The sequence below is a fragment of the Heyndrickxia vini genome, assembly GCF_016772275.1.
Lineage (GTDB): Bacteria > Bacillota > Bacilli > Bacillales > Bacillaceae_C > Heyndrickxia > Heyndrickxia vini.
This window is the reverse complement of the sequence record NZ_CP065425.1, coordinates 2,427,208-2,445,153: the sequence shown is the minus strand read 5'-3', so window position 1 is coordinate 2,445,153 and position 17,946 is coordinate 2,427,208. Positions and strand designations below refer to the sequence as shown.

Below are 17,946 nucleotides of genomic sequence, written 5' to 3'. Positions count from 1 at the left end.
GGAGTAATAATTATGTTCTTCGTATCAAATAAGAACATTTGGTTCAGGATCATCCTCATATTAATTTGGCCCTTTTATTTATTATATAAATTTGTTGAATTTACAGATGGAATTAAGGAAAGAAATCGAAAAGACAAAGAAAAAAGTAGTTAAATGAATGATGAAAAGCTGAATACACATACTAACCCTTGTATTCTAGAAAGGGTGATGTTATGGGAAAGTGGAATGAGGAAGCAGCTCCAAATAATAATCTGACTCCTAACAAATCATTAAATGAAGACGAGAAACATGAATTTTCCGAGGAGCTTTCAGATGGTGGGGAGCGAAACAAAGTGATTGAACAATTACAAAAAGACAAGAAGCTGACATAACTGTCAGCTTCTTTCAATGGTTTAGGAGTGTAAAAACAATCAGGTTTAGGAAACTAACTTCAGCCCAACTGCAGCACTAACAACTAATGTTATACAGACAATCCTTTTCCAATCTTTTTGTTCGCCGTAGAAAATCATCCCTAAAATGGCTCCGCCAGATGCACCAATTCCTGTCCATATGGCGTAAGCAGTACCCATTGGTAAAGTTTGCATTGCAAGTGATAAAAAAAGAAAACTTCCCGCGAAACCGATAAAGAGTAAGAAAAAGGAGAAAACGTTTCGGTCTTTATGCAATTTGTTAATAAACATTACACCGAACATTTCAAAAATACCGGCTAGAATTAAATAAATCCACGCCATTAACTATTCCCCCTGTCTTGTGTTGTATCACTGGAAAAGATTTTTAAACCAATTACACCAATAAGTAAAAGAGCGATTAAAAGGAGCTTTGATAGTTTAAAAGCTTCGTGGAAAAAAATGATCTCAGAGATAACCGTTCCAGCTGTTCCTAATCCAACAAAAACAGCGTAAACAGTACCTACAGGCAGATGTTTTCCTGCCATGATCATTAAATAAAAACTTAAAATAATAGCAATTATCGTTCCTGACCATGTTAAAAAAGTATCGGCATGCTTCAACCCCATTACCCAAACCACTTCAAAAATAGCACCGATGAAAACTTTACTCCAATGTGCGTTCATTTGAAATCCTCCTTTATAAATGATTGAAAAATATAAAAAAAGGCAAAATAAAAAAAGCCAAAAGAGATTAGATACATCTCCCAGGCTTTTATCCTTCCGTGACACAGCAAGTAGCTGTGGGCTTTCTCTCGGACCAGACCGTCATAAAACGCGGAACCCTAGAAAACCTTTTCAATGTTTAATTAATTTCATTATACATGATTCTCTTAAAATGGCAACTTTTTTAAGCTAATCTTTTTCCTTCAACCAAATCTTTTGCTATAATTTATATATATGATAAAAAGGAGCGAAATGCATGGAGTATCAGCAAGTTGAACAAAAACAAGTACATAAACCAATGACTAAACTGAAAATTTTAAAAAGAGCAATTGCTATTTGTATCGGTGCAGTATTAATGGCAGTTGGCTTGGAAATCTTTTTAGTTCCTAACAGTGTCATTGATGGCGGTATAACAGGTATATCGATTATGCTTTCTCACATTACCACCTTACCACTCGGGCTTTTTATCTTCGTCTTAAACCTACCATTCTTTTTTATTGGGAAAAAACAAATTGGAAAAACTTTTGCCATTTCCACACTTTTCGGGATTATCATCTTATCTATATTTACAGCGTTATTTCATCCGGTACCGGCTTTTACTGAGAATATATTTTTAGCTACAATCTTTGGCGGAATTGTCGTCGGTGCAGGAGTAGGAATTGTTATTCGTTATGGTGGAGCATTAGATGGGACGGAAATACTTGCTATTTTATTTAATAAAAGATTACCCTTTTCCGTAGGCGAAATTATTATGATTATTAACGTTTTTATTCTCGGTATAGCAGGGTTTGTTTTTTCATGGGATCGTTCTATGTACTCGATTATTGCATATGTAATAGCTACAAAAACAATAGATACCGTAGTTAAAGGATTTGATGAATCTAAATCGATTTGGATTATTACGGATAAACATAAGGAAGTAGGGGAAGCAATACTTGCTCGATTAGGACGGGGTGTTACGTATTTAAATGGTCAAGGGGCATATACAGAAGACGAAAAGAAAGTGATCTTTTGTATTATAAACCGTTTAGAGGAAGCTAAGTTAAATACTATTTTAGAAGAAATTGATGAACGTGCTTTTCTCGCTGTAGGTGATATAGCCGAGGTTCGAGGAGGCAATTTTAAGAAAAAAAATATTCATTAATGGGAAAAGACGCACTGGCTGGTGCGTCTTTTTTGTATAACAGTTAAGGAAAAGAGGTGAAGTTTAAACCAAGAGTAACCTGATTCATACGAATGAGGAAGTCTCTGTTCGCAATTATAAAATTAATAGCATTAGTAAACTCCGCCACCCATATAGGATGCGCCCACAATAATTAAGAGAATGAACAATACAACGATTAACGCGAAGCCCATTCCTCCTCCAGCATAACCACCAGACATAATATCACCTCCAGAAGAAAGATTAATACATTGTATGGTTAGTAAGGAGCTTTGGAATGGACAAATGGTACACTGAAGAAAAAATGATTGAAATATCATGTTGTTTATTTTTTTGGTTACTTTGTATTTGTTATAAAAGAACATTCGTTTGCATAAAATAAGAACAAACGTTTCTTATGGAGAGTGAATGAATGGTGAAAGGAATATTTCAATATGCCCTAAATACCGGCCAAAAGCTGGAAATCATTTATATCTCGAAGTTAAATCAATTTAGTCAAAGAAAGATAAAAGTATTATCTGTCGGGGAAGATTCAATTAGTGCATTTTGCTATCTTAGAAACAATAGGAGAGTCTTTAAATTAGAAAATATATTATCCGTTGAAATCTGCAAAAAATTTGATATGGGTGAATAGAAAGGAAAGACTGACCAATTGTTTTTAAAAGGTCAGCCTACTATATTAGATAATTATTTTTCAATTACACGATGTATACCTTTATGAATATTCTTTGCTTCATCAAATACTGATTCAGGATCAAGTTTCTTTTTAGATATAATCTCTTTTAAGTGTTTTCCTTCTTTTTTATCCTGAATGATTTGGCTAAGATCAGTATTACTTTTTTTAGAAATAGCTGCCGCTACTATTAAAAAGTGTAAATCAACATCTTTCAAATATTTATCAAGCTCAGAAGGTGATTTACCTGTATAAGTAGCTAAATATTGGATGATTTTTGTTTTGTTCTTTTCATAAAACTGTTTATGTTTTTCAAAATGTGCTTTTTTAATTTTTTCAATATCTACCTTAAAATATTTAGCTGTTGCCCCCCATGATTGCTTCTGTTTATATACCTTTAAAACCGTTTCAACATCCAACTTTTCTTTTGCATGTTTAGCAATAAAGTAAGCTTTGAAAATATCTTGTTTAGAATAACCTTTTTTTATTAGATCATTTATTTCTTGATCACTTATATGCAAGTGCATGTGTCTTGCCTCAATCTGTGGTTGATTGTGGGCTTTGACAGTTAATATATTTTGTGGATTGCAAAATAATGAGATACTTAAAATACTAATGAGCAAATAATGTTTTTTCAATTTTTCAACAACCTCCGAGAATCAAAATGGTTTATCGAAAAATAGTATATCCATTTTTTGAGAAAAAATGTGGAATGTTAAAAGAAAAAACATAAAATACTTTATTTGCGAGAAGAATTTTTATTGGTATAAAATTATCTTTGCGATTTACGATAACCAGCCTATTTTAGTTGCATAATTTTCAATACTCCATATTCCAATTTCTTTTAGCCATGTAACATCCTGAATCTTTTTAAAATCATCAACATATTTTGTGTTTGGAGGGAATATTGCTACTCTTGCAAGCCCTTTTTCTATTAAAATCCGAATATGCCTTGTTAAGTTTGTTTCAATTTTAATTATTGATTTTCTAGGGAGAAATGCAAAAAAATCTAGTAAAAATAGAAATGTAGAGTTTTATATGTAGTGTATAACAATGAGGTATTATTTCAATTGTAGTTGTCGTTTTTCTAGTTCTTCACGGAGCATCTCAATAAATTCCTTCGGCAATTTTAACTTAATAGCTTTCTTATAAGTTAATAGTAGGAATTCATTTGATAAAGGTAATTGTCGATCCATTTTCTTATAATACTCCTTTCGACCAATTTCTCCAAAAGCCGTCTAACTTATTGTCCAAAATTGATAAATTTATCGAACAACAAATAAAATTATAGAAAAATCAGACATGCAAATCAACACTTTTCTGCAATAAATTCAAAAAAATCTAAATTTTATTTTTTTGACCGGGAGAATGTTTGAAGTTTTCGTGAGAGTGTATAAATATAAAAATATAGGAAACAATAAAAAAATGTGTATTATTAAATATAAGAGTATAGCATCGCAGTGAATCAGATGTAAATATTATTATTTCCTTAAAGTTAATTATCTTTAAATATGGTACGATTAAGATATTCTTTACATGTGAAAAGGCTGTGAAACGTTTGGAAAAGAAAAAAAAACTTATCGTACTAATCGGACCAACAGCAGTTGGGAAAACAGAACTAAGCATTTACCTTGCAAAACATTTTAATGGGGAGATCATAAGCGGTGATTCTATGCAAATCTATAAAGGGATGGATATAGGAACTGCGAAAATAAAAGAAGAAGAAATGAATGGAGTTCCCCATCACTTAATAGATATCAAGGAACCCGACGAACCATTTTCCGTTGCGGAATTCCAAGAAAAAGTAAGGAAAGAAATCAATCTTATTTATCAAAAGAATGCAATACCGATGATTGTTGGTGGTACAGGATTATACATACAGTCAGTAATTTATGATTACCAATTTAGCGATGCACCTGGAGATGCAGCAATACGGGCACAATATGAAAAAAAAGCAGAAGAAGAAGGGAATTTAAGTGTTTATCGGTTGCTGGAAGAAATGGATCCCGAAAGTGCAAAAAAAATCCATCCAAATAATATTAGACGAGTTATTAGGGCCTTGGAAGTAATTCATTGTACAGGGAAAACAGCAACGGAGTATCAACAACAACAAGCTACAGATTTATTATATGATGTGGCAATAATCGGTCTTACGATGGAACGAGATAAATTGTATGAACGAATTAATCAACGGGTGGATAACATGATTAATGAAGGACTGTTAGAAGAAGTAAAAGATTTATATGAGCGAGGGATACGTAATGTCCAATCCATACAAGCAATTGGATATAAGGAATTGTATGATTATTTTGATGGGAAAATAACGTTAAACGAAGCTATAACCCAGTTAAAGCAAAATTCTAGACGGTATGCTAAAAGGCAATTAACTTGGTTTAGAAATAAAATGGATGTAACTTGGTTTGATATGACAAATGATATGGAAAGAAAGAAAAAAATAAAGGAAATATCACATTTTGTTGCAGGAAAGCTTCGATTAAAATCGAATTAATAATTATAGAGATAGAAGAGGAGGATTTTTATGAAACAGGCAATTAACATTCAAGATCAGTTTTTAAACCAATTACGTAAAGATGGTACATCAGTAACTGTATTTTTATTAAATGGATTTCAACTTCGCGGACAAATAAAAGGATTTGACAATTTTACTGTATTATTTGAGTCAGAAGGGAAACAACAGCTTGTCTTTAAACACGCTATATCAACCTTTTCCCCTTTAAAAAATGTCCAAATAAATTTTGAAGAACAATAAGTAGTAGGTAAGAATGAGCATGTTTAACAAGAAATTGTTAAACATGCTTTTTTCATGCCAATAATTTTTAAAAGGACAAAGTAATGTTTACTCGTACGAGGGAATAGAATGTGAAGAGGGAAACTCGAAATGACTTGTTTGGACATATGAAAATATTATTTTAAAATCAAATTCACAATAATGAATCAATCTTATATGTTTTCATACTGTTTAAAAATAGGTGATTAAAAAAACGCTTGGACCTGGGCGTTTGTCACACTTTTTTACCTCTTAGCGTATACTGTTTTCAGATTGTGAGGTGAACGCTTTGGATCAACCAATACGCATGAAAAATAATGGCCAAATAAGTATTGTCCTCGGTGCACAACAAAGAGAAGCCTCAAAAACACATCATCCAAAGGAAGCTGTTCAAAAGAGAGTATCGACAGAGCATGAGGCACTCAGAGAAATTGAAGAAGAATTAAGTGCTCTCGTTGGAATGGATGAAATGAAAAAGATGATTAAGGAAATATATGCGTGGATATATATTAATAAAAAACGAGAATTAGCAGGTCTAAAAACTGGTAAACAGGCACTTCATATGATGTTCAAAGGTAATCCAGGTACAGGGAAAACAACGGTAGCAAGACTGATTGGTAAACTATTTCAAAAAATGAATGTTTTAACAAAGGGACACTTAATTGAAGCGGAACGTGCAGATTTAGTAGGTGAATATATTGGTCATACTGCACAAAAAACGCGTGATTTAGTTAAAAAGGCGATAGGAGGAATCCTTTTCATTGATGAGGCATACTCCCTAGGCAGGGGTGGGGAAAAGGATTTTGGAAAAGAAGCAATCGATACACTGGTCAAGCATATGGAGGATCGGCAGCATGAGTTTATTTTAATTTTAGCAGGGTACTCAAGAGAAATGGATTATTTTCTTAGTTTAAATCCCGGTCTTCATTCTAGATTTCCATTAGTATTTCACTTTCCTGATTATAATGTTGAGCAACTAATGGAAATAGGTAAGAGAATGTTATCCGAAAAAGAATATGTTCTAAGCCATGATGCGGAAAGAAAACTAAAAGATCATCTATCGTATGTAAAAATGATGAATCCGACAAGTTTTTCAAATGGAAGGTATGTTCGAAATGTAATCGAAAAGTCGATTCGCTCTCAAGCTATGAGGTTATTAAATAATCATCATTTTGATCGACATGACCTATTAACAATTAGAAGTAATGATTTATTGTTTCCGGATAATCTATAAAGAAACGGCTAGTCATGATGACTAGCCGTTTTTATTCTCGTTTTTTTAGGAAGTTTCCACTTAAATATATAGGATAGTACTCGGAGCATTGTTGTAATAACAAATAATAAATATAGCTCAATAGGTTCCTTTGCCAAACCTAGCCCAATAGCAAATCCACAAAGAATTGCCCAGACAGCATATATTTCGGATTGTAAAACAAGTGGTTTCCTTTTCGCAAGAACATCGCGAATAATTCCCCCACCACTTCCGGTTAATACAGCTGCAACGATAATGGCACTTAATGGGTGCCCCATTTGTTTTGCATATAGTGCCCCTTGGATAGCAAATGCAGCAAGTCCCATTGCATCGAAAAAATTCCCCCAACGCTGCCAATGTCGCAATAAATTATGAGGAAATAAAAAAATAATTGTAATAGACAGTAAAGCGATTTGGAATAAAAGGCTCTGCTCCCAAAGTGCCGAAACAGGAACGCCAATTAGGAGATTTCGAATTGCACCTCCCCCAAAAGCGGTAACAATCCCTAAAATATAGGTCCCCAATATGTCATACTCTTCCTCCATTGCAATGATTGCCCCGGAAACAGCAAATGCAATAGTACCAATAATACTTAGAATTTCCCAAGTCATTGGGTATACCTCCCAGAAGTATCAATAATCTATGATGATATGAAAAAATTAGGCTCTAAAATTTCTAATATGTAAGTGTATTACTTTCATCACAAATTTGATTTTATCACGATAAATCATACTTACAAGAAAAATTTTTTTGTTTCATATTTTTCTGTTAAGATGAAATAAACACATTCTCTTCTTAAGTAGGAAGGGGAATGGCTAATATCAGATTTTAAAGGAGCAACAAGATGTTACAGTATTTAGTTAACGGTGAGAAATTAAAACCAATTATAGAAGAAGTAGAGCAACAAATTAAACCGATTCACGAAAAAATAAATCAAAGAATAGAAGAAAATCAGTTTAGGGTGTTACAAAGTTTTCAAGCTAACCGTGTAAGTGATTCCCATTTTAATCCATCAACAGGTTATGGCTATGACGATATTGGGAGGGATACGCTTGAAAAAATTTATGCGGAAGTATTTGGTGGAGAAGCAGGGCTAGTTCGTCCGCAAATTATTTCGGGAACACATGCAATTTCCATCGCTCTATTTGGCGTATTAAGACCAGGAGATGAATTATTATATATAACTGGTAAGCCTTACGATACGTTAGAAGAAATAGTCGGGATCCGAGGAAGCGGAGTTGGTTCATTAAAAGAATTTCAAATTGATTACAATACTGTTCTTTTATCAAGCGAAGGTGCAATTGATTATGAAGGTATCAGACAATCCATTAAAAAGAATACAAAAATGATTGGCATCCAACGTTCAAAAGGATATGCAAACCGCCCTTCTTTTACAATTGAAGAAATTGAAAAAATGATTAAGTTTGTTAAAGAAATTAAACCGGATGTGGTTGTTTTCGTTGATAATTGTTACGGGGAATTTGTCGAAAACATTGAGCCGTGTCATGTTGGAGCAGATTTAATGGCTGGTTCATTAATTAAAAATCCAGGCGGAGGAATTGTGAAAACTGGTGGATATATCGTTGGTAAGAAGCAATGGGTGGATGCTTGCTCATATCGTATGACATCACCTGGAATCGGTGCTGAGGCGGGTGCTTCACTTTACTCATTACAAGAAATGTATCAAGGATTTTTCCTAGCGCCTCATGTTGTTGGCCAAGCATTAAAGGGAGCTGTTTTCACTTCAGCAATTTTAGAAAAGTTTCATTTAAATACACATCCAAAATGGGATGCAAACCGAACAGACCTCATCCAATCTGTTCAATTCGAAGATTCAAATAAAATGATTGAGTTCTGCCAAGCAATCCAATTTGCTTCACCAATAAATTCGTATGTCACTCCGTATCCAAGCTATATGCCTGGGTATGAAGATGATGTAATTATGGCTGCAGGAACATTTATTCAAGGTGCAAGTATTGAACTATCAGCGGATGGACCATTGAGACCGCCATACACTGCGTATGTCCAAGGAGGATTAACATACTCTCATGTAAAAATCGCCGTCTGCTCAGCATTAGACCGTTTATTAACAAAGAATTTAATATAAATGGACCTAAAAGCGTGTGAACCTTTCATTTCACACGTTTTTTATTTTTTCTAAGTTAAAGCACATTCTTATTGAAGTGATAAGAGAGAACCTTGTGTGGTATTCACTTCACAAATTATAAATTTAATATAAAAATAAATGTAAGAAAACCTAACATATTATTGACAAATAATCTAACGTGAGTTAAAGTAGTCATATAGCAAATATGAAAGGCGGAGTTTTTAATGAGTGGTAATCAAATTCGTCGTTCCATGCCAATTTTACCGATTGGTACAGTGATGCAATTAACCGATTTAACGGCCCGTCAAATTCGATACTATGAAGAACATAGTTTAATCCATCCGGCTAGATCAGATGGGAACCGCCGGCTATATTCTTTAAATGATGTCGACCAATTGTTAGAAATTAAAGATCTGTTAGATCAAGGCATAAATATGGCGGGAATTAAGAAAATATTAATTCTGAAAACTGAACCAGCTCCAATTGAAACAACTACAACAAAACCGGAAGTATCTAACGAAGAAGTGAGAAAAATATTAAGGGAAGAACTTTTACAAGCAGGGAGATTTCAACGCCCTGGGATGCAAAATGAAAGACCGAGATTTTTTCATTAATGGATAGCTGTATAAAAAAATAGGACCCATAGGGAGGAATTGTTTATGTCAAGGTATAATCGTAGTGACATTGAAAAAATTGCAGAAGAGCAAAATGTGAAATTTATTCGTCTTCAGTTTACTGATATATTAGGAACGATTAAAAATGTTGAGATACCGATTAGCCAGCTTGGTAAAGCGCTAGACAATAAAATGATGTTTGATGGTTCTTCAATTGAAGGTTTTGTGCGAATCGAAGAATCTGATATGTATTTATTCCCTGATTTAGATACATGGGTTGTGTTTCCTTGGACAGCAGAAAAAGGGAAAGTGGCTCGCCTAATTTGTGATATTTATAATGCAGATGGTACACCATTTGCAGGAGATCCGCGAAATAATTTGAAACGTGTATTGAAAGAAATGGAAGAATTAGGTTTCACCGATTTTAATCTCGGACCTGAACCAGAATTTTTCTTATTTAAATTAGATGAAAAAGGGGAGCCATCATTAGAGTTGAATGATAATGGGGGATACTTTGACCTTGCTCCAACCGATCTAGGTGAAAACTGTCGTCGAGATATCGTTCTAGAACTTGAGGAAATGGGATTTGAAGTAGAAGCTTCACATCATGAAGTAGCGCCTGGACAACATGAAATTGACTTTAAATATGCTCATGCATTAAAAGCGTGTGATGATATACAAACATTTAAACTCGTTGTTAAAACCATTGCCCGAAAGCACGGACTGCACGCAACATTTATGCCAAAACCATTGTTTGGTGTAAGTGGATCCGGTATGCACTGTAACTTATCATTGTTCAAAAATGGCGAAAATGCTTTCTTTGACCCAAGTGGTAAAATTGAATTAAGTGAAACGGCATATCAATTTATTGCTGGTGTAATTAAACATGCAACGAATTTTACCGCAGTTACCAATCCAACTGTAAATTCTTATAAACGTTTAGTTCCTGGTTATGAAGCACCATGTTATGTTGCATGGTCCGCAAGAAACCGTAGTCCATTAGTGCGAATTCCAGCTTCACGTGGATTAAGCACACGAATTGAAGTTCGCAGTGTCGATCCAGCTGCTAATCCATATTTAGCAATGGCTGTATTATTAAAATCCGGCTTAGATGGAATAAAAAATAAACTAAAAGTTCCAGCACCGGTTGATCGAAATATTTACGTTATGAATAAACAAGAACGCGAGGAAGCCGGAATTGTTGATCTCCCTGGAACATTAAAACAAGCGTTGGAAAATTTAACTTCAGATGAAGTAATGACAAGTGCACTTGGTGAACACATTCTTGAACATTTCCTAGAAGCAAAAGAGATTGAATGGGATATGTTCCGCACAACAGTCCATCCGTGGGAACGCGAGCAATATATGCAAATGTATTAATTAGTAAACCCCTTGATACTATTGGTGTCGAGGGGTTTTTTGTATTAAGTTAGAATCTTGTTTGGCTTGTTTAGTTGTTTTTACACACGACAATGAATTTATAGTTAGATCTACTTTAAATAGAAAGCACATTTCAAAGAGTAACGATCAAATCGTTACTCTTTTTTGTTCATACGCCTTTCCGAAAAATAGCTAGATTTCATATTAAATAGTAAGGAGATGATTTTTATGAAGATTAATCAAAAATTTATCCCTGTTTCAAATACATTTACCCGACCTGGAATAAAGATGGATCCAGAATATATCACAATTCACGAAACCGACAACACGAGTAGAGGTGCAGATGATGTAGCCCATGCCAATTTACAATATAAAGGTAATACAAGACAAGCTTCTTGGCATTTTCAGGTAGATGAAGATTCAATTTATCAATCATTACCTACAAATGAAGTAGGATGGCATGCAGGGGATGGTTATGGACTAGGGAACATGAAATCAATTGCGATAGAAATCTGTGTTAACAGTGATGGTGACTTTAAAAAGGCAGTAGATAATACTGTTTGGTTAACGAATCATTTAATGAATGAACACAGTATTCCCGTATCTAACGTAGTTCAACATAACCATTGGAGTGGAAAGAACTGTCCACGCTATTTAAGAAGTGGAGAAAAGGGGATTACTTGGGAAGACTTTTTAGACAAGGTGAAGGCAGGTGCTTCTCCTTCTAAACCTGAAACAAATCCAAATCCTACAATACCTGATCCATCAAATGACAGTTCATTTAAAGGAAAAAGAGTTGAAAGTATTTATGGCGGTTCGGATGGAGTAAACTTCTATTCGAAAGCAACATTTGATACCAATTATAAAGTTGGTATATTGCGTAAAGGAGATGGATTTCCGGAAGTTGTCCAGAAAGTAAAAGTGGGCAATGAGTATATGTACAAAGTTAAGAACAGTAAAGGTGCAGTATACTATATAACTGCTTCGCCGAAATATGTGAAGTTAGAAGGTGCATCTAAGAATGAAACCCACCCGGGATCAGCCTCCAAACCTAAACCTAAGAAAGTGTATCTTCCTAGAACTGATTCAAGTTGGAGAGTTTACCCTCTCGATAAAGCACCAGTAAAAGGAAATGAAGTGGGTTTTTTAAATCCTAAGAAATTTGGAGGTCTTTCATACGATATTTTGGGAGAACCGCAAAAGGATGTCTATACGATTAAGACGGATGATTTTGGTAAAGTAAACATTTATGCGGCACCATCAACTGGCGCAGTAATAAAATAGTATAATTTGATTGCAACCTGCACATAATATAATCAGTGCATGATTTACATCATGTTAATAAGCCCTTTCTCAAACGAGAGGGGCTTATTTTAGTCCATTAAAGAGTTATTTGGAAAATTCGTTGCAAGTGACGATTTGAAAGAAAAAACATCCAAATTTCGTTTTATTTAAATGAAATTTGGATGTTTTTATATTGGAGATTTTACTTAATGAATGATATGACGGTATAGACCAATAACTTTGCCTAAAATAGAGACATTATTTAAAATGATTGGAGCCATTGTTGAATTTTCTGGTTGAAGCCGAAAAAAGTCTTTCTCCTTAAAGAAACGCTTCACTGTTGCTTCATCATCTTCAGTCATTGCAACGACGATATCCCCGTTATTAGCGGTTTGTTGTTGACGGACAATTACATAGTCACCATCTAAAATACCAGCTTCGATCATACTTTCACCGACAATTTCCAACATAAAGATATTCTCATCAGTGGGTGCTAATTGTTCTGGTAATGGGAAAAACTCTTCGATATTTTCAATAGCAGTAATAGGCATACCTGCAGTCACTTTACCTAATAAAGGAACATTCACGACATTTTGTTTAGGGATGTTTTCCGATTCAAAATCGAGGATCTCGATTGCCCTCGGTTTAGTAGGATCCCTTCGGATTAATCCTTTTGTTTCTAATCTTGATAGGTGACCGTGGACAGTAGAACTGGAGGCTAGTCCGACGGCTTCACCAATTTCACGAACAGATGGTGGATATCCCTTTGATTTAACTTCTTGCTTAATAAAATCCAGTATATCCTGTTGTCTTTTTGAAAGTTTTGTCATCATATACACCCCGACTATTAAACGTATCTTTTAGATTAATTCCATTATAGCATTTCTTTTCCAACTATACAAACATAAGTTCGAAAAAACTATTGACTTGAAACAAATGTTCGCATTATAATAAAAATAATAAACGAACATACATTCGAAGGTGGTTTTATAATATGACTATTCTATGGAAAAAATATTCTTATGTTATTATATTAATTGTTTTATCAATGGTTATAGGATTATATGCGATGAACTCTTTTATAGATGACAAAAACTATCAGGAAGTTATCGTAACTAAAGGGCAATCATTGTGGGAAATTGCTCATATTTATTCAAAGGAACATTCAATGAATCCAAATGAGTTCATCGAGTGGGTAACAAAGAAAAATCATTTAACTAGTAGTAATATAAAAGCTGGAGAAAAAATTATAATCCCTATTAAAACGAAAAAACAGTTGGATGATAGTAATCAATATGCATTAGATTTGGAGTAATAAAATGATGAAAGCAGTAATCTATTGTCGTGTAAGTACAAAAAAACATACGCAAGAAACATCACTTGAAAGACAAGAGGCAGAACTAGTGGAGATGGCTAAAAGGTGTGGGTTCGATCTTGTTAAAGTGATTCATGATCAAGAAAGTGGATATCATTTAGATCGTCCGGGGATTTTAGAAATCCTTGATCTTGTTAAAGAAAGAAACATTGATGCATTATTAATTCAAGATGAGACGAGATTAGGCAGAGGTAATGCAAAAATTGCTCTTTTGCACTGTCTTTTTAAGGAAGGTATTAAAGTATATAGTATTTCCCATCAGGGGGAATTAGAATTATCAGAATCTGATTCTATGGTTTTAAATATTGTTAGTATGGTAGAAGAATATCAACGAAAATTACATAATTTAAAAATAAAAAGAGGAATGAAACGTGCAGTAGAAAAAGGTTATCGGCCAGAATTGAATTTAAAAGAACATGGAAATGTTCAAGGACGTGATCGCAAGGATATGCCTATAGACGAAATAGTCCGTTTACGTAAGAATAACCTAACATTCGCTGAAATAGCAGCAACACTAAGAGGATTTGGATATAATGTTTCAAAAGCAACTGTGCATAGAAGATATCAAGAATATATAAAGCAAGAATAACTATAGAAGGAAGCTTAAGCTCTTTTCTTGATAACAAAGTATTTATCTAGTACTATTACTGTATCTTCTACTGGAAAAGATAGTAGTTTCTACAGAAAAGGAGTAGCTATATGCTTTCTAAAGATAAAATATCAAGAATCAATGCACTATCGAAAAAAGCTAAAGAAAAAGGACTAACTGAAGAGGAAGCGAAAGAACAATCCCGTCTTCGACGTGAGTATTTAGAAAGTTTTCGTTCTTCTATGAAAAACACAATTGAAACTGTTCGTGTCATTGATCCGGAAGGAAATGACGTAACACCACAAAAAGTTCGCAGTATTCAAGAGAAGAAAAGACTCCATTGAATAATTAAATAACCTTTATGGATAAGGCTGACCAATCAGCCTTTTTTCATTTTTATTAAAAAAGCGGTTAGTTCAACATGAAATTAAAAAGATAAAAAACTATACTTTTCTTTAGTTGAGTTATAATATAAACATGTTTAATATTAATATTGGACTATATATGATAGAGAGGATGTATAAAATTGTTTGATAATACAGACCAATTAGCAGTAACCACAATCAGAACTCTTTCTATTGATGCAATTGAAAAAGCCAATTCAGGTCATCCTGGATTACCTATGGGTGCTGCACCGATGGCATACACACTTTGGACTAGAATTATGAACCATAACCCAAAAAATCCAGAATGGTTTAATAGGGATCGCTTCGTTTTATCAGCTGGCCATGGTTCGATGTTATTATATAGCTTACTCCATTTGGCTGGATATGGTTTAAGCATGGATGATATTAAACAATTCCGCCAATGGGGAAGTAAAACTCCAGGACATCCGGAATTTGGTCATACTAAAGGTGTTGAAGCAACTACCGGACCATTAGGACAAGGGATTGCAATGGCTGTTGGTATGGCAATGGCTGAACGTCATTTAGCAGGTGTGTACAATAAAGATAGTTTCGATATAGTTAATCATTATACATATGCTCTTTGTGGTGATGGTGACCTTATGGAGGGGATATCCAGTGAAGCTGCTTCACTAGCTGCACATTTAAAACTGGGTCGTTTAGTTGTTCTTTATGACTCAAATGATATTTCACTTGATGGAGATTTAGATAAATCATTTTCGGAAAGTGTAGAAGGTCGATTTAAATCATATGGATGGCAATATCTTCGTGTAGAAGATGGAAATGATTTTGAGGCCATTTCAAAAGCACTTGAAGAAGCAAAATCCGATGTTACTCGCCCAACTATGATTGAAGTTAAGACGGTAATTGGATATGGATCACCTAATAAATCCGGAAAATCTGCTGTTCACGGTTCCCCGCTTGGTGCAGATGAATTAAAGCTAACGAAAGATTATTATAAATGGACATTTGAAGAAGATTTCCACGTTCCATCTGAAGTATATGATCGTTTCAATGAAAAAATTGTTGAACCAGGAATTGAAAAAGAACAACAATGGGAACAACTTTTTGCTGACTATAAAAAACAATACCCAGAGTTGGCTGCACAATTAGAGCGTGCCATCAAAGGCGAACTTCCTGATAACTGGGATAAAGAAATCCCTGTTTATGAAGAAGGAAAGAGCTTAGCAAGCAGAGCTTCAAGTGGTGAAGTATTAAATGCTATTGCAAAAAATGTTCCAACTTTTATTGGCGGTTCTGCAGATTTAGCGGGATCAAACAATACAATGATTAAAGGTGAAAAAGACTTTACACCAGAAAATTATGATGGACGGAATATTTGGTTTGGTGTTCGTGAATTTGCAATGGGTGCAGCGATGAATGGAATGGCATTGCATGGCGGATTACAAGTTTATGGAGGGACGTTCTTCGTATTCTCCGATTATTTGCGACCAGCAATCCGTTTAGCAGCGTTAATGAACCTACCAGTCACCTATGTATTTACACATGATAGTATTGCGGTAGGTGAAGATGGTCCTACACACGAACCAATTGAGCAATTACCATCCTTAAGAACAATGCCTAATCTTTCTGTTATTCGCCCGGCTGATGGTAATGAAACAGCTGCGGCTTGGAAACTCGCTTTGACTTCTAAGGATAAGCCGACTGCACTTGTTTTAACACGTCAAGGTTTACCTACGATTAAATCAACTGCAGAAAATGCTCAAGAAGGTGTCGCAAAAGGTGCATATATAGTATCTCCGTCTGAAAATAATCAAGCAGACGTAATTTTATTAGCTTCCGGTTCAGAAGTGAATCTTGCTGTTGATGCGCAAAAGGCATTATTAAATGAAGGAATCCATGCATCTGTAGTTAGTATGCCGTCGTGGGATCGTTTCGAAGAACAGTCGAAGGAATATAAAGAGTCAGTTATACCTAAAGCGGTGAAAAAACGCCTTGCAATTGAAATGGCCGCTCCTTTTGGCTGGGAACGCTACGTTGGTGACGAAGGCGATATTTTAGCTATTAACGGATTCGGTGCTTCTGCTCCTGGTGGAAAAGTAATGGAAGAATACGGATTTACTGTAGAAAACGTAGTTTCGCGTGTTAAAGCATTACTTAAATAATAAAAATTCGGGAGGATAACTTAGTTATCCTCCTTTTTTATGTCTTATCTTTGTTCTGTATATGATAAAAATAGACATTCGACAAAAAAATCATCTATTTGAAACAGTATTTGACAAAAAAATCAGAAATATTCGTCTAAAATAATAAGAAAGGATAAAAACTCGGGAGTGAGGTATCATGCGTGCCTATCAAATCTATTTAATAGAGGAAGAGGTTGCAGAGTATTATTACGGACGGGAAAGAATGTTTTTTGACTTGTTTTTGGAATACTACGAAGTAGACGGTGTTCTCAAACAAATAATAAGAAAGCAAATTGAGTATATAACGAAACCAATACCGATATTACATATTCATCATTTACTTGGACAAGCTTTTTCAAAGAAAAAAGATTTTGTTCACCAAAATAATTTCTATCGATATATCGAAAACGATTTGTTCAATGGAGTAGAATTATTTGTCGATGATTATATGCTTAGACTGAATGCCTGGGGAAACTATGACTCAGAATCGGCTTTTTTAGAAGTTTTGCGAAAATATGATGGAAGATTACTTGCGTTGGACCTTGAAAATGAGAGATTTGGCTGGTTGAAACCTATAAAAGAAAGAAAATTCGTTTGAAACACAATTGAAATATTGTATAATGATTGAGGATTTAGTACACTGTAAGATAGACAACATGAAGGAGGATTATTATGGCTTGGTATGTATACATTATCATACTTGTAGCTCTACTAGCTGGGGTTGCACTAGGATTTTTCATAGCGCGTAAATATATGATGAACTACTTAAAGAAAAATCCGCCAATCAATGAACAAATGCTTAAAATGATGATGACTCAAATGGGTATGAAACCATCACAAAAGAAAATCAATCAAATGATGAATGCGATGAATAAACAGCAAATGAAGTAAGAAAATAGAGCTATAAATGATGTTAGAAAAGGGACAGCCTTTAGAATAACAATCATCTTATAGCTTTATTTTTTTGCGAAAATTTGCTTCTTTGTTATCGGAAAATTTGTTAAAATTAGAATGGATTATCTATTTCGATTAATATTTTATATAAACTTTACTATTTTTG

The 17,946-nt window shown here is 34.2% G+C and carries 23 protein-coding genes, 1 pseudogene and 1 riboswitch; of the genes and pseudogenes, 16 read left to right on the top strand and 8 right to left on the bottom strand.

Features of this window, described 5'->3' with window-relative positions; translation table 11 throughout:
* Positions 1 to 212 precede the first annotated feature (212 nt).
* Positions 213 to 371 carry a hypothetical protein gene (locus I5776_RS12235; protein WP_202776689.1) on the top strand — a complete coding sequence of 53 codons (159 nt, stop codon included), beginning with the start codon at positions 213 to 215 and terminating at the stop codon, positions 369 to 371.
* 45 nt (positions 372 to 416) lie between these two features.
* Here the strand turns inward: I5776_RS12235 and I5776_RS12230 are convergent, their stop codons facing one another.
* Together I5776_RS12230 and I5776_RS12225 are read right to left on the bottom strand one after the other, a co-directional pair.
* The gene (locus tag I5776_RS12230) at positions 417 to 731 is read right to left on the bottom strand and encodes a DMT family transporter (RefSeq protein ID WP_202776688.1); all 315 of its coding nucleotides are present in this window, start codon (positions 729 to 731) and stop codon (positions 417 to 419) included.
* Positions 731 to 1,072 carry a DMT family transporter gene (locus I5776_RS12225; protein WP_202776687.1) on the bottom strand — a complete coding sequence of 114 codons (342 nt, stop codon included), beginning with the start codon at positions 1,070 to 1,072 and terminating at the stop codon, positions 731 to 733. Before I5776_RS12225 ends, I5776_RS12230 begins: the two co-directional genes overlap by 1 nt.
* A 75-nt stretch (positions 1,073 to 1,147) precedes the next feature.
* Positions 1,148 to 1,245: riboswitch (guanidine-I (ykkC/yxkD leader) on the bottom strand.
* Positions 1,246 to 1,409: 164 nt separating this feature from the next.
* Between I5776_RS12225 and I5776_RS12215 the strand changes: the two genes are divergently transcribed.
* Positions 1,410 to 2,255: a YitT family protein gene (locus tag I5776_RS12215; RefSeq protein WP_425490381.1), complete on the top strand. Its 846-nt coding sequence runs from the start codon at positions 1,410 to 1,412 to the stop codon at positions 2,253 to 2,255.
* 131 nt (positions 2,256 to 2,386) lie between these two features.
* Here the strand turns inward: I5776_RS12215 and I5776_RS12210 are convergent, their stop codons facing one another.
* Complete coding sequence (locus I5776_RS12210) at positions 2,387 to 2,467, bottom strand: YjcZ family sporulation protein (RefSeq protein WP_425490380.1); 81 nt, start codon at positions 2,465 to 2,467, stop codon at positions 2,387 to 2,389.
* Between the two features lie 218 nt (positions 2,468 to 2,685).
* On the opposite strand from I5776_RS12210, the gene I5776_RS12205 reads away from it, so the two are divergent.
* The gene (locus I5776_RS12205) at positions 2,686 to 2,907 is read left to right on the top strand and encodes a WYL domain-containing protein (protein ID WP_202776683.1); all 222 of its coding nucleotides are present in this window, start codon (positions 2,686 to 2,688) and stop codon (positions 2,905 to 2,907) included.
* A gap of 53 nt (positions 2,908 to 2,960) precedes the next feature.
* Here I5776_RS12205 and I5776_RS12200 read toward each other — a convergent pair whose 3' ends face one another.
* The 3 genes and pseudogenes from I5776_RS12200 to sda form a co-directional block, all read right to left on the bottom strand.
* A complete protein-coding gene (locus I5776_RS12200) occupies positions 2,961 to 3,584 on the bottom strand; it encodes a hypothetical protein (RefSeq protein WP_202776682.1) in 624 nt (207 codons plus the stop codon).
* Between the two features lie 156 nt (positions 3,585 to 3,740).
* Positions 3,741 to 3,884: pseudogene (locus I5776_RS21425) on the bottom strand (thermonuclease family protein); the annotation flags it as partial.
* Positions 3,885 to 4,007: 123 nt separating this feature from the next.
* Complete coding sequence (sda, locus tag I5776_RS12195; protein WP_202776681.1) at positions 4,008 to 4,142, bottom strand: sporulation histidine kinase inhibitor Sda; 135 nt, start codon at positions 4,140 to 4,142, stop codon at positions 4,008 to 4,010.
* A 362-nt stretch (positions 4,143 to 4,504) separates the two neighbouring features.
* Between sda and miaA the strand changes: the two genes are divergently transcribed.
* From miaA to spoVK, 3 genes are all read left to right on the top strand, one after another.
* Positions 4,505 to 5,455, top strand: a complete 951-nt coding sequence (gene miaA / locus I5776_RS12190; protein WP_202780783.1) for a tRNA (adenosine(37)-N6)-dimethylallyltransferase MiaA — start codon at positions 4,505 to 4,507, stop codon at positions 5,453 to 5,455.
* A gap of 30 nt (positions 5,456 to 5,485) precedes the next feature.
* Positions 5,486 to 5,716 (top strand): RNA chaperone Hfq, encoded by a 231-nt coding sequence (gene hfq, locus I5776_RS12185; protein WP_066233316.1) that lies wholly within the window; start codon positions 5,486 to 5,488, stop codon positions 5,714 to 5,716.
* A 307-nt stretch (positions 5,717 to 6,023) separates the two neighbouring features.
* Positions 6,024 to 6,968 carry a stage V sporulation protein K gene (gene spoVK / locus I5776_RS12180; RefSeq protein ID WP_202776680.1) on the top strand — a complete coding sequence of 315 codons (945 nt, stop codon included), beginning with the start codon at positions 6,024 to 6,026 and terminating at the stop codon, positions 6,966 to 6,968.
* A gap of 8 nt (positions 6,969 to 6,976) precedes the next feature.
* On the opposite strand, the gene I5776_RS12175 is transcribed toward spoVK, so the two are convergent.
* Positions 6,977 to 7,597 carry a trimeric intracellular cation channel family protein gene (locus tag I5776_RS12175; RefSeq protein ID WP_202776679.1) on the bottom strand — a complete coding sequence of 207 codons (621 nt, stop codon included), beginning with the start codon at positions 7,595 to 7,597 and terminating at the stop codon, positions 6,977 to 6,979.
* Positions 7,598 to 7,830: 233 nt separating this feature from the next.
* On the opposite strand from I5776_RS12175, the gene I5776_RS12170 reads away from it, so the two are divergent.
* From I5776_RS12170 to I5776_RS12155, 4 genes are all read left to right on the top strand, one after another.
* On the top strand, positions 7,831 to 9,093 hold the full coding sequence (locus I5776_RS12170; protein WP_202776678.1) for a methionine gamma-lyase family protein: 1,263 nt from the start codon (positions 7,831 to 7,833) through the stop codon (positions 9,091 to 9,093).
* A 224-nt stretch (positions 9,094 to 9,317) separates the two neighbouring features.
* Positions 9,318 to 9,707, top strand: a complete 390-nt coding sequence (locus I5776_RS12165) for a MerR family transcriptional regulator (protein WP_202776677.1) — start codon at positions 9,318 to 9,320, stop codon at positions 9,705 to 9,707.
* A gap of 45 nt (positions 9,708 to 9,752) precedes the next feature.
* Positions 9,753 to 11,087 carry a type I glutamate--ammonia ligase gene (glnA, locus tag I5776_RS12160; protein ID WP_202776676.1) on the top strand — a complete coding sequence of 445 codons (1,335 nt, stop codon included), beginning with the start codon at positions 9,753 to 9,755 and terminating at the stop codon, positions 11,085 to 11,087.
* A 228-nt stretch (positions 11,088 to 11,315) separates the two neighbouring features.
* Positions 11,316 to 12,371 carry a peptidoglycan recognition protein family protein gene (locus I5776_RS12155; RefSeq protein ID WP_202776675.1) on the top strand — a complete coding sequence of 352 codons (1,056 nt, stop codon included), beginning with the start codon at positions 11,316 to 11,318 and terminating at the stop codon, positions 12,369 to 12,371.
* A 206-nt stretch (positions 12,372 to 12,577) separates the two neighbouring features.
* On the opposite strand, the gene lexA is transcribed toward I5776_RS12155, so the two are convergent.
* Positions 12,578 to 13,201 carry a transcriptional repressor LexA gene (gene lexA / locus I5776_RS12150; protein ID WP_202776674.1) on the bottom strand — a complete coding sequence of 208 codons (624 nt, stop codon included), beginning with the start codon at positions 13,199 to 13,201 and terminating at the stop codon, positions 12,578 to 12,580.
* Positions 13,202 to 13,365: 164 nt separating this feature from the next.
* Between lexA and yneA the strand changes: the two genes are divergently transcribed.
* From yneA to I5776_RS12120, 6 genes are all read left to right on the top strand, one after another.
* Complete coding sequence (yneA, locus tag I5776_RS12145; protein ID WP_202776673.1) at positions 13,366 to 13,686, top strand: cell division suppressor protein YneA; 321 nt, start codon at positions 13,366 to 13,368, stop codon at positions 13,684 to 13,686.
* 7 nt (positions 13,687 to 13,693) lie between these two features.
* Complete coding sequence (locus I5776_RS12140; protein WP_202780782.1) at positions 13,694 to 14,335, top strand: YneB family resolvase-like protein; 642 nt, start codon at positions 13,694 to 13,696, stop codon at positions 14,333 to 14,335.
* A gap of 110 nt (positions 14,336 to 14,445) precedes the next feature.
* A complete protein-coding gene (locus I5776_RS12135) occupies positions 14,446 to 14,679 on the top strand; it encodes a DUF896 domain-containing protein (protein WP_202776672.1) in 234 nt (77 codons plus the stop codon).
* A 182-nt stretch (positions 14,680 to 14,861) separates the two neighbouring features.
* Positions 14,862 to 16,865: a transketolase gene (gene tkt, locus I5776_RS12130; RefSeq protein ID WP_202776671.1), complete on the top strand. Its 2,004-nt coding sequence runs from the start codon at positions 14,862 to 14,864 to the stop codon at positions 16,863 to 16,865.
* A 178-nt stretch (positions 16,866 to 17,043) separates the two neighbouring features.
* On the top strand, positions 17,044 to 17,484 hold the full coding sequence (gene sirA, locus I5776_RS12125) for a sporulation inhibitor of replication protein SirA (protein WP_202776670.1): 441 nt from the start codon (positions 17,044 to 17,046) through the stop codon (positions 17,482 to 17,484).
* 74 nt (positions 17,485 to 17,558) lie between these two features.
* Positions 17,559 to 17,777, top strand: a complete 219-nt coding sequence (locus I5776_RS12120) for a YneF family protein (RefSeq protein ID WP_066233348.1) — start codon at positions 17,559 to 17,561, stop codon at positions 17,775 to 17,777.
* Positions 17,778 to 17,946 lie beyond the last annotated feature (169 nt).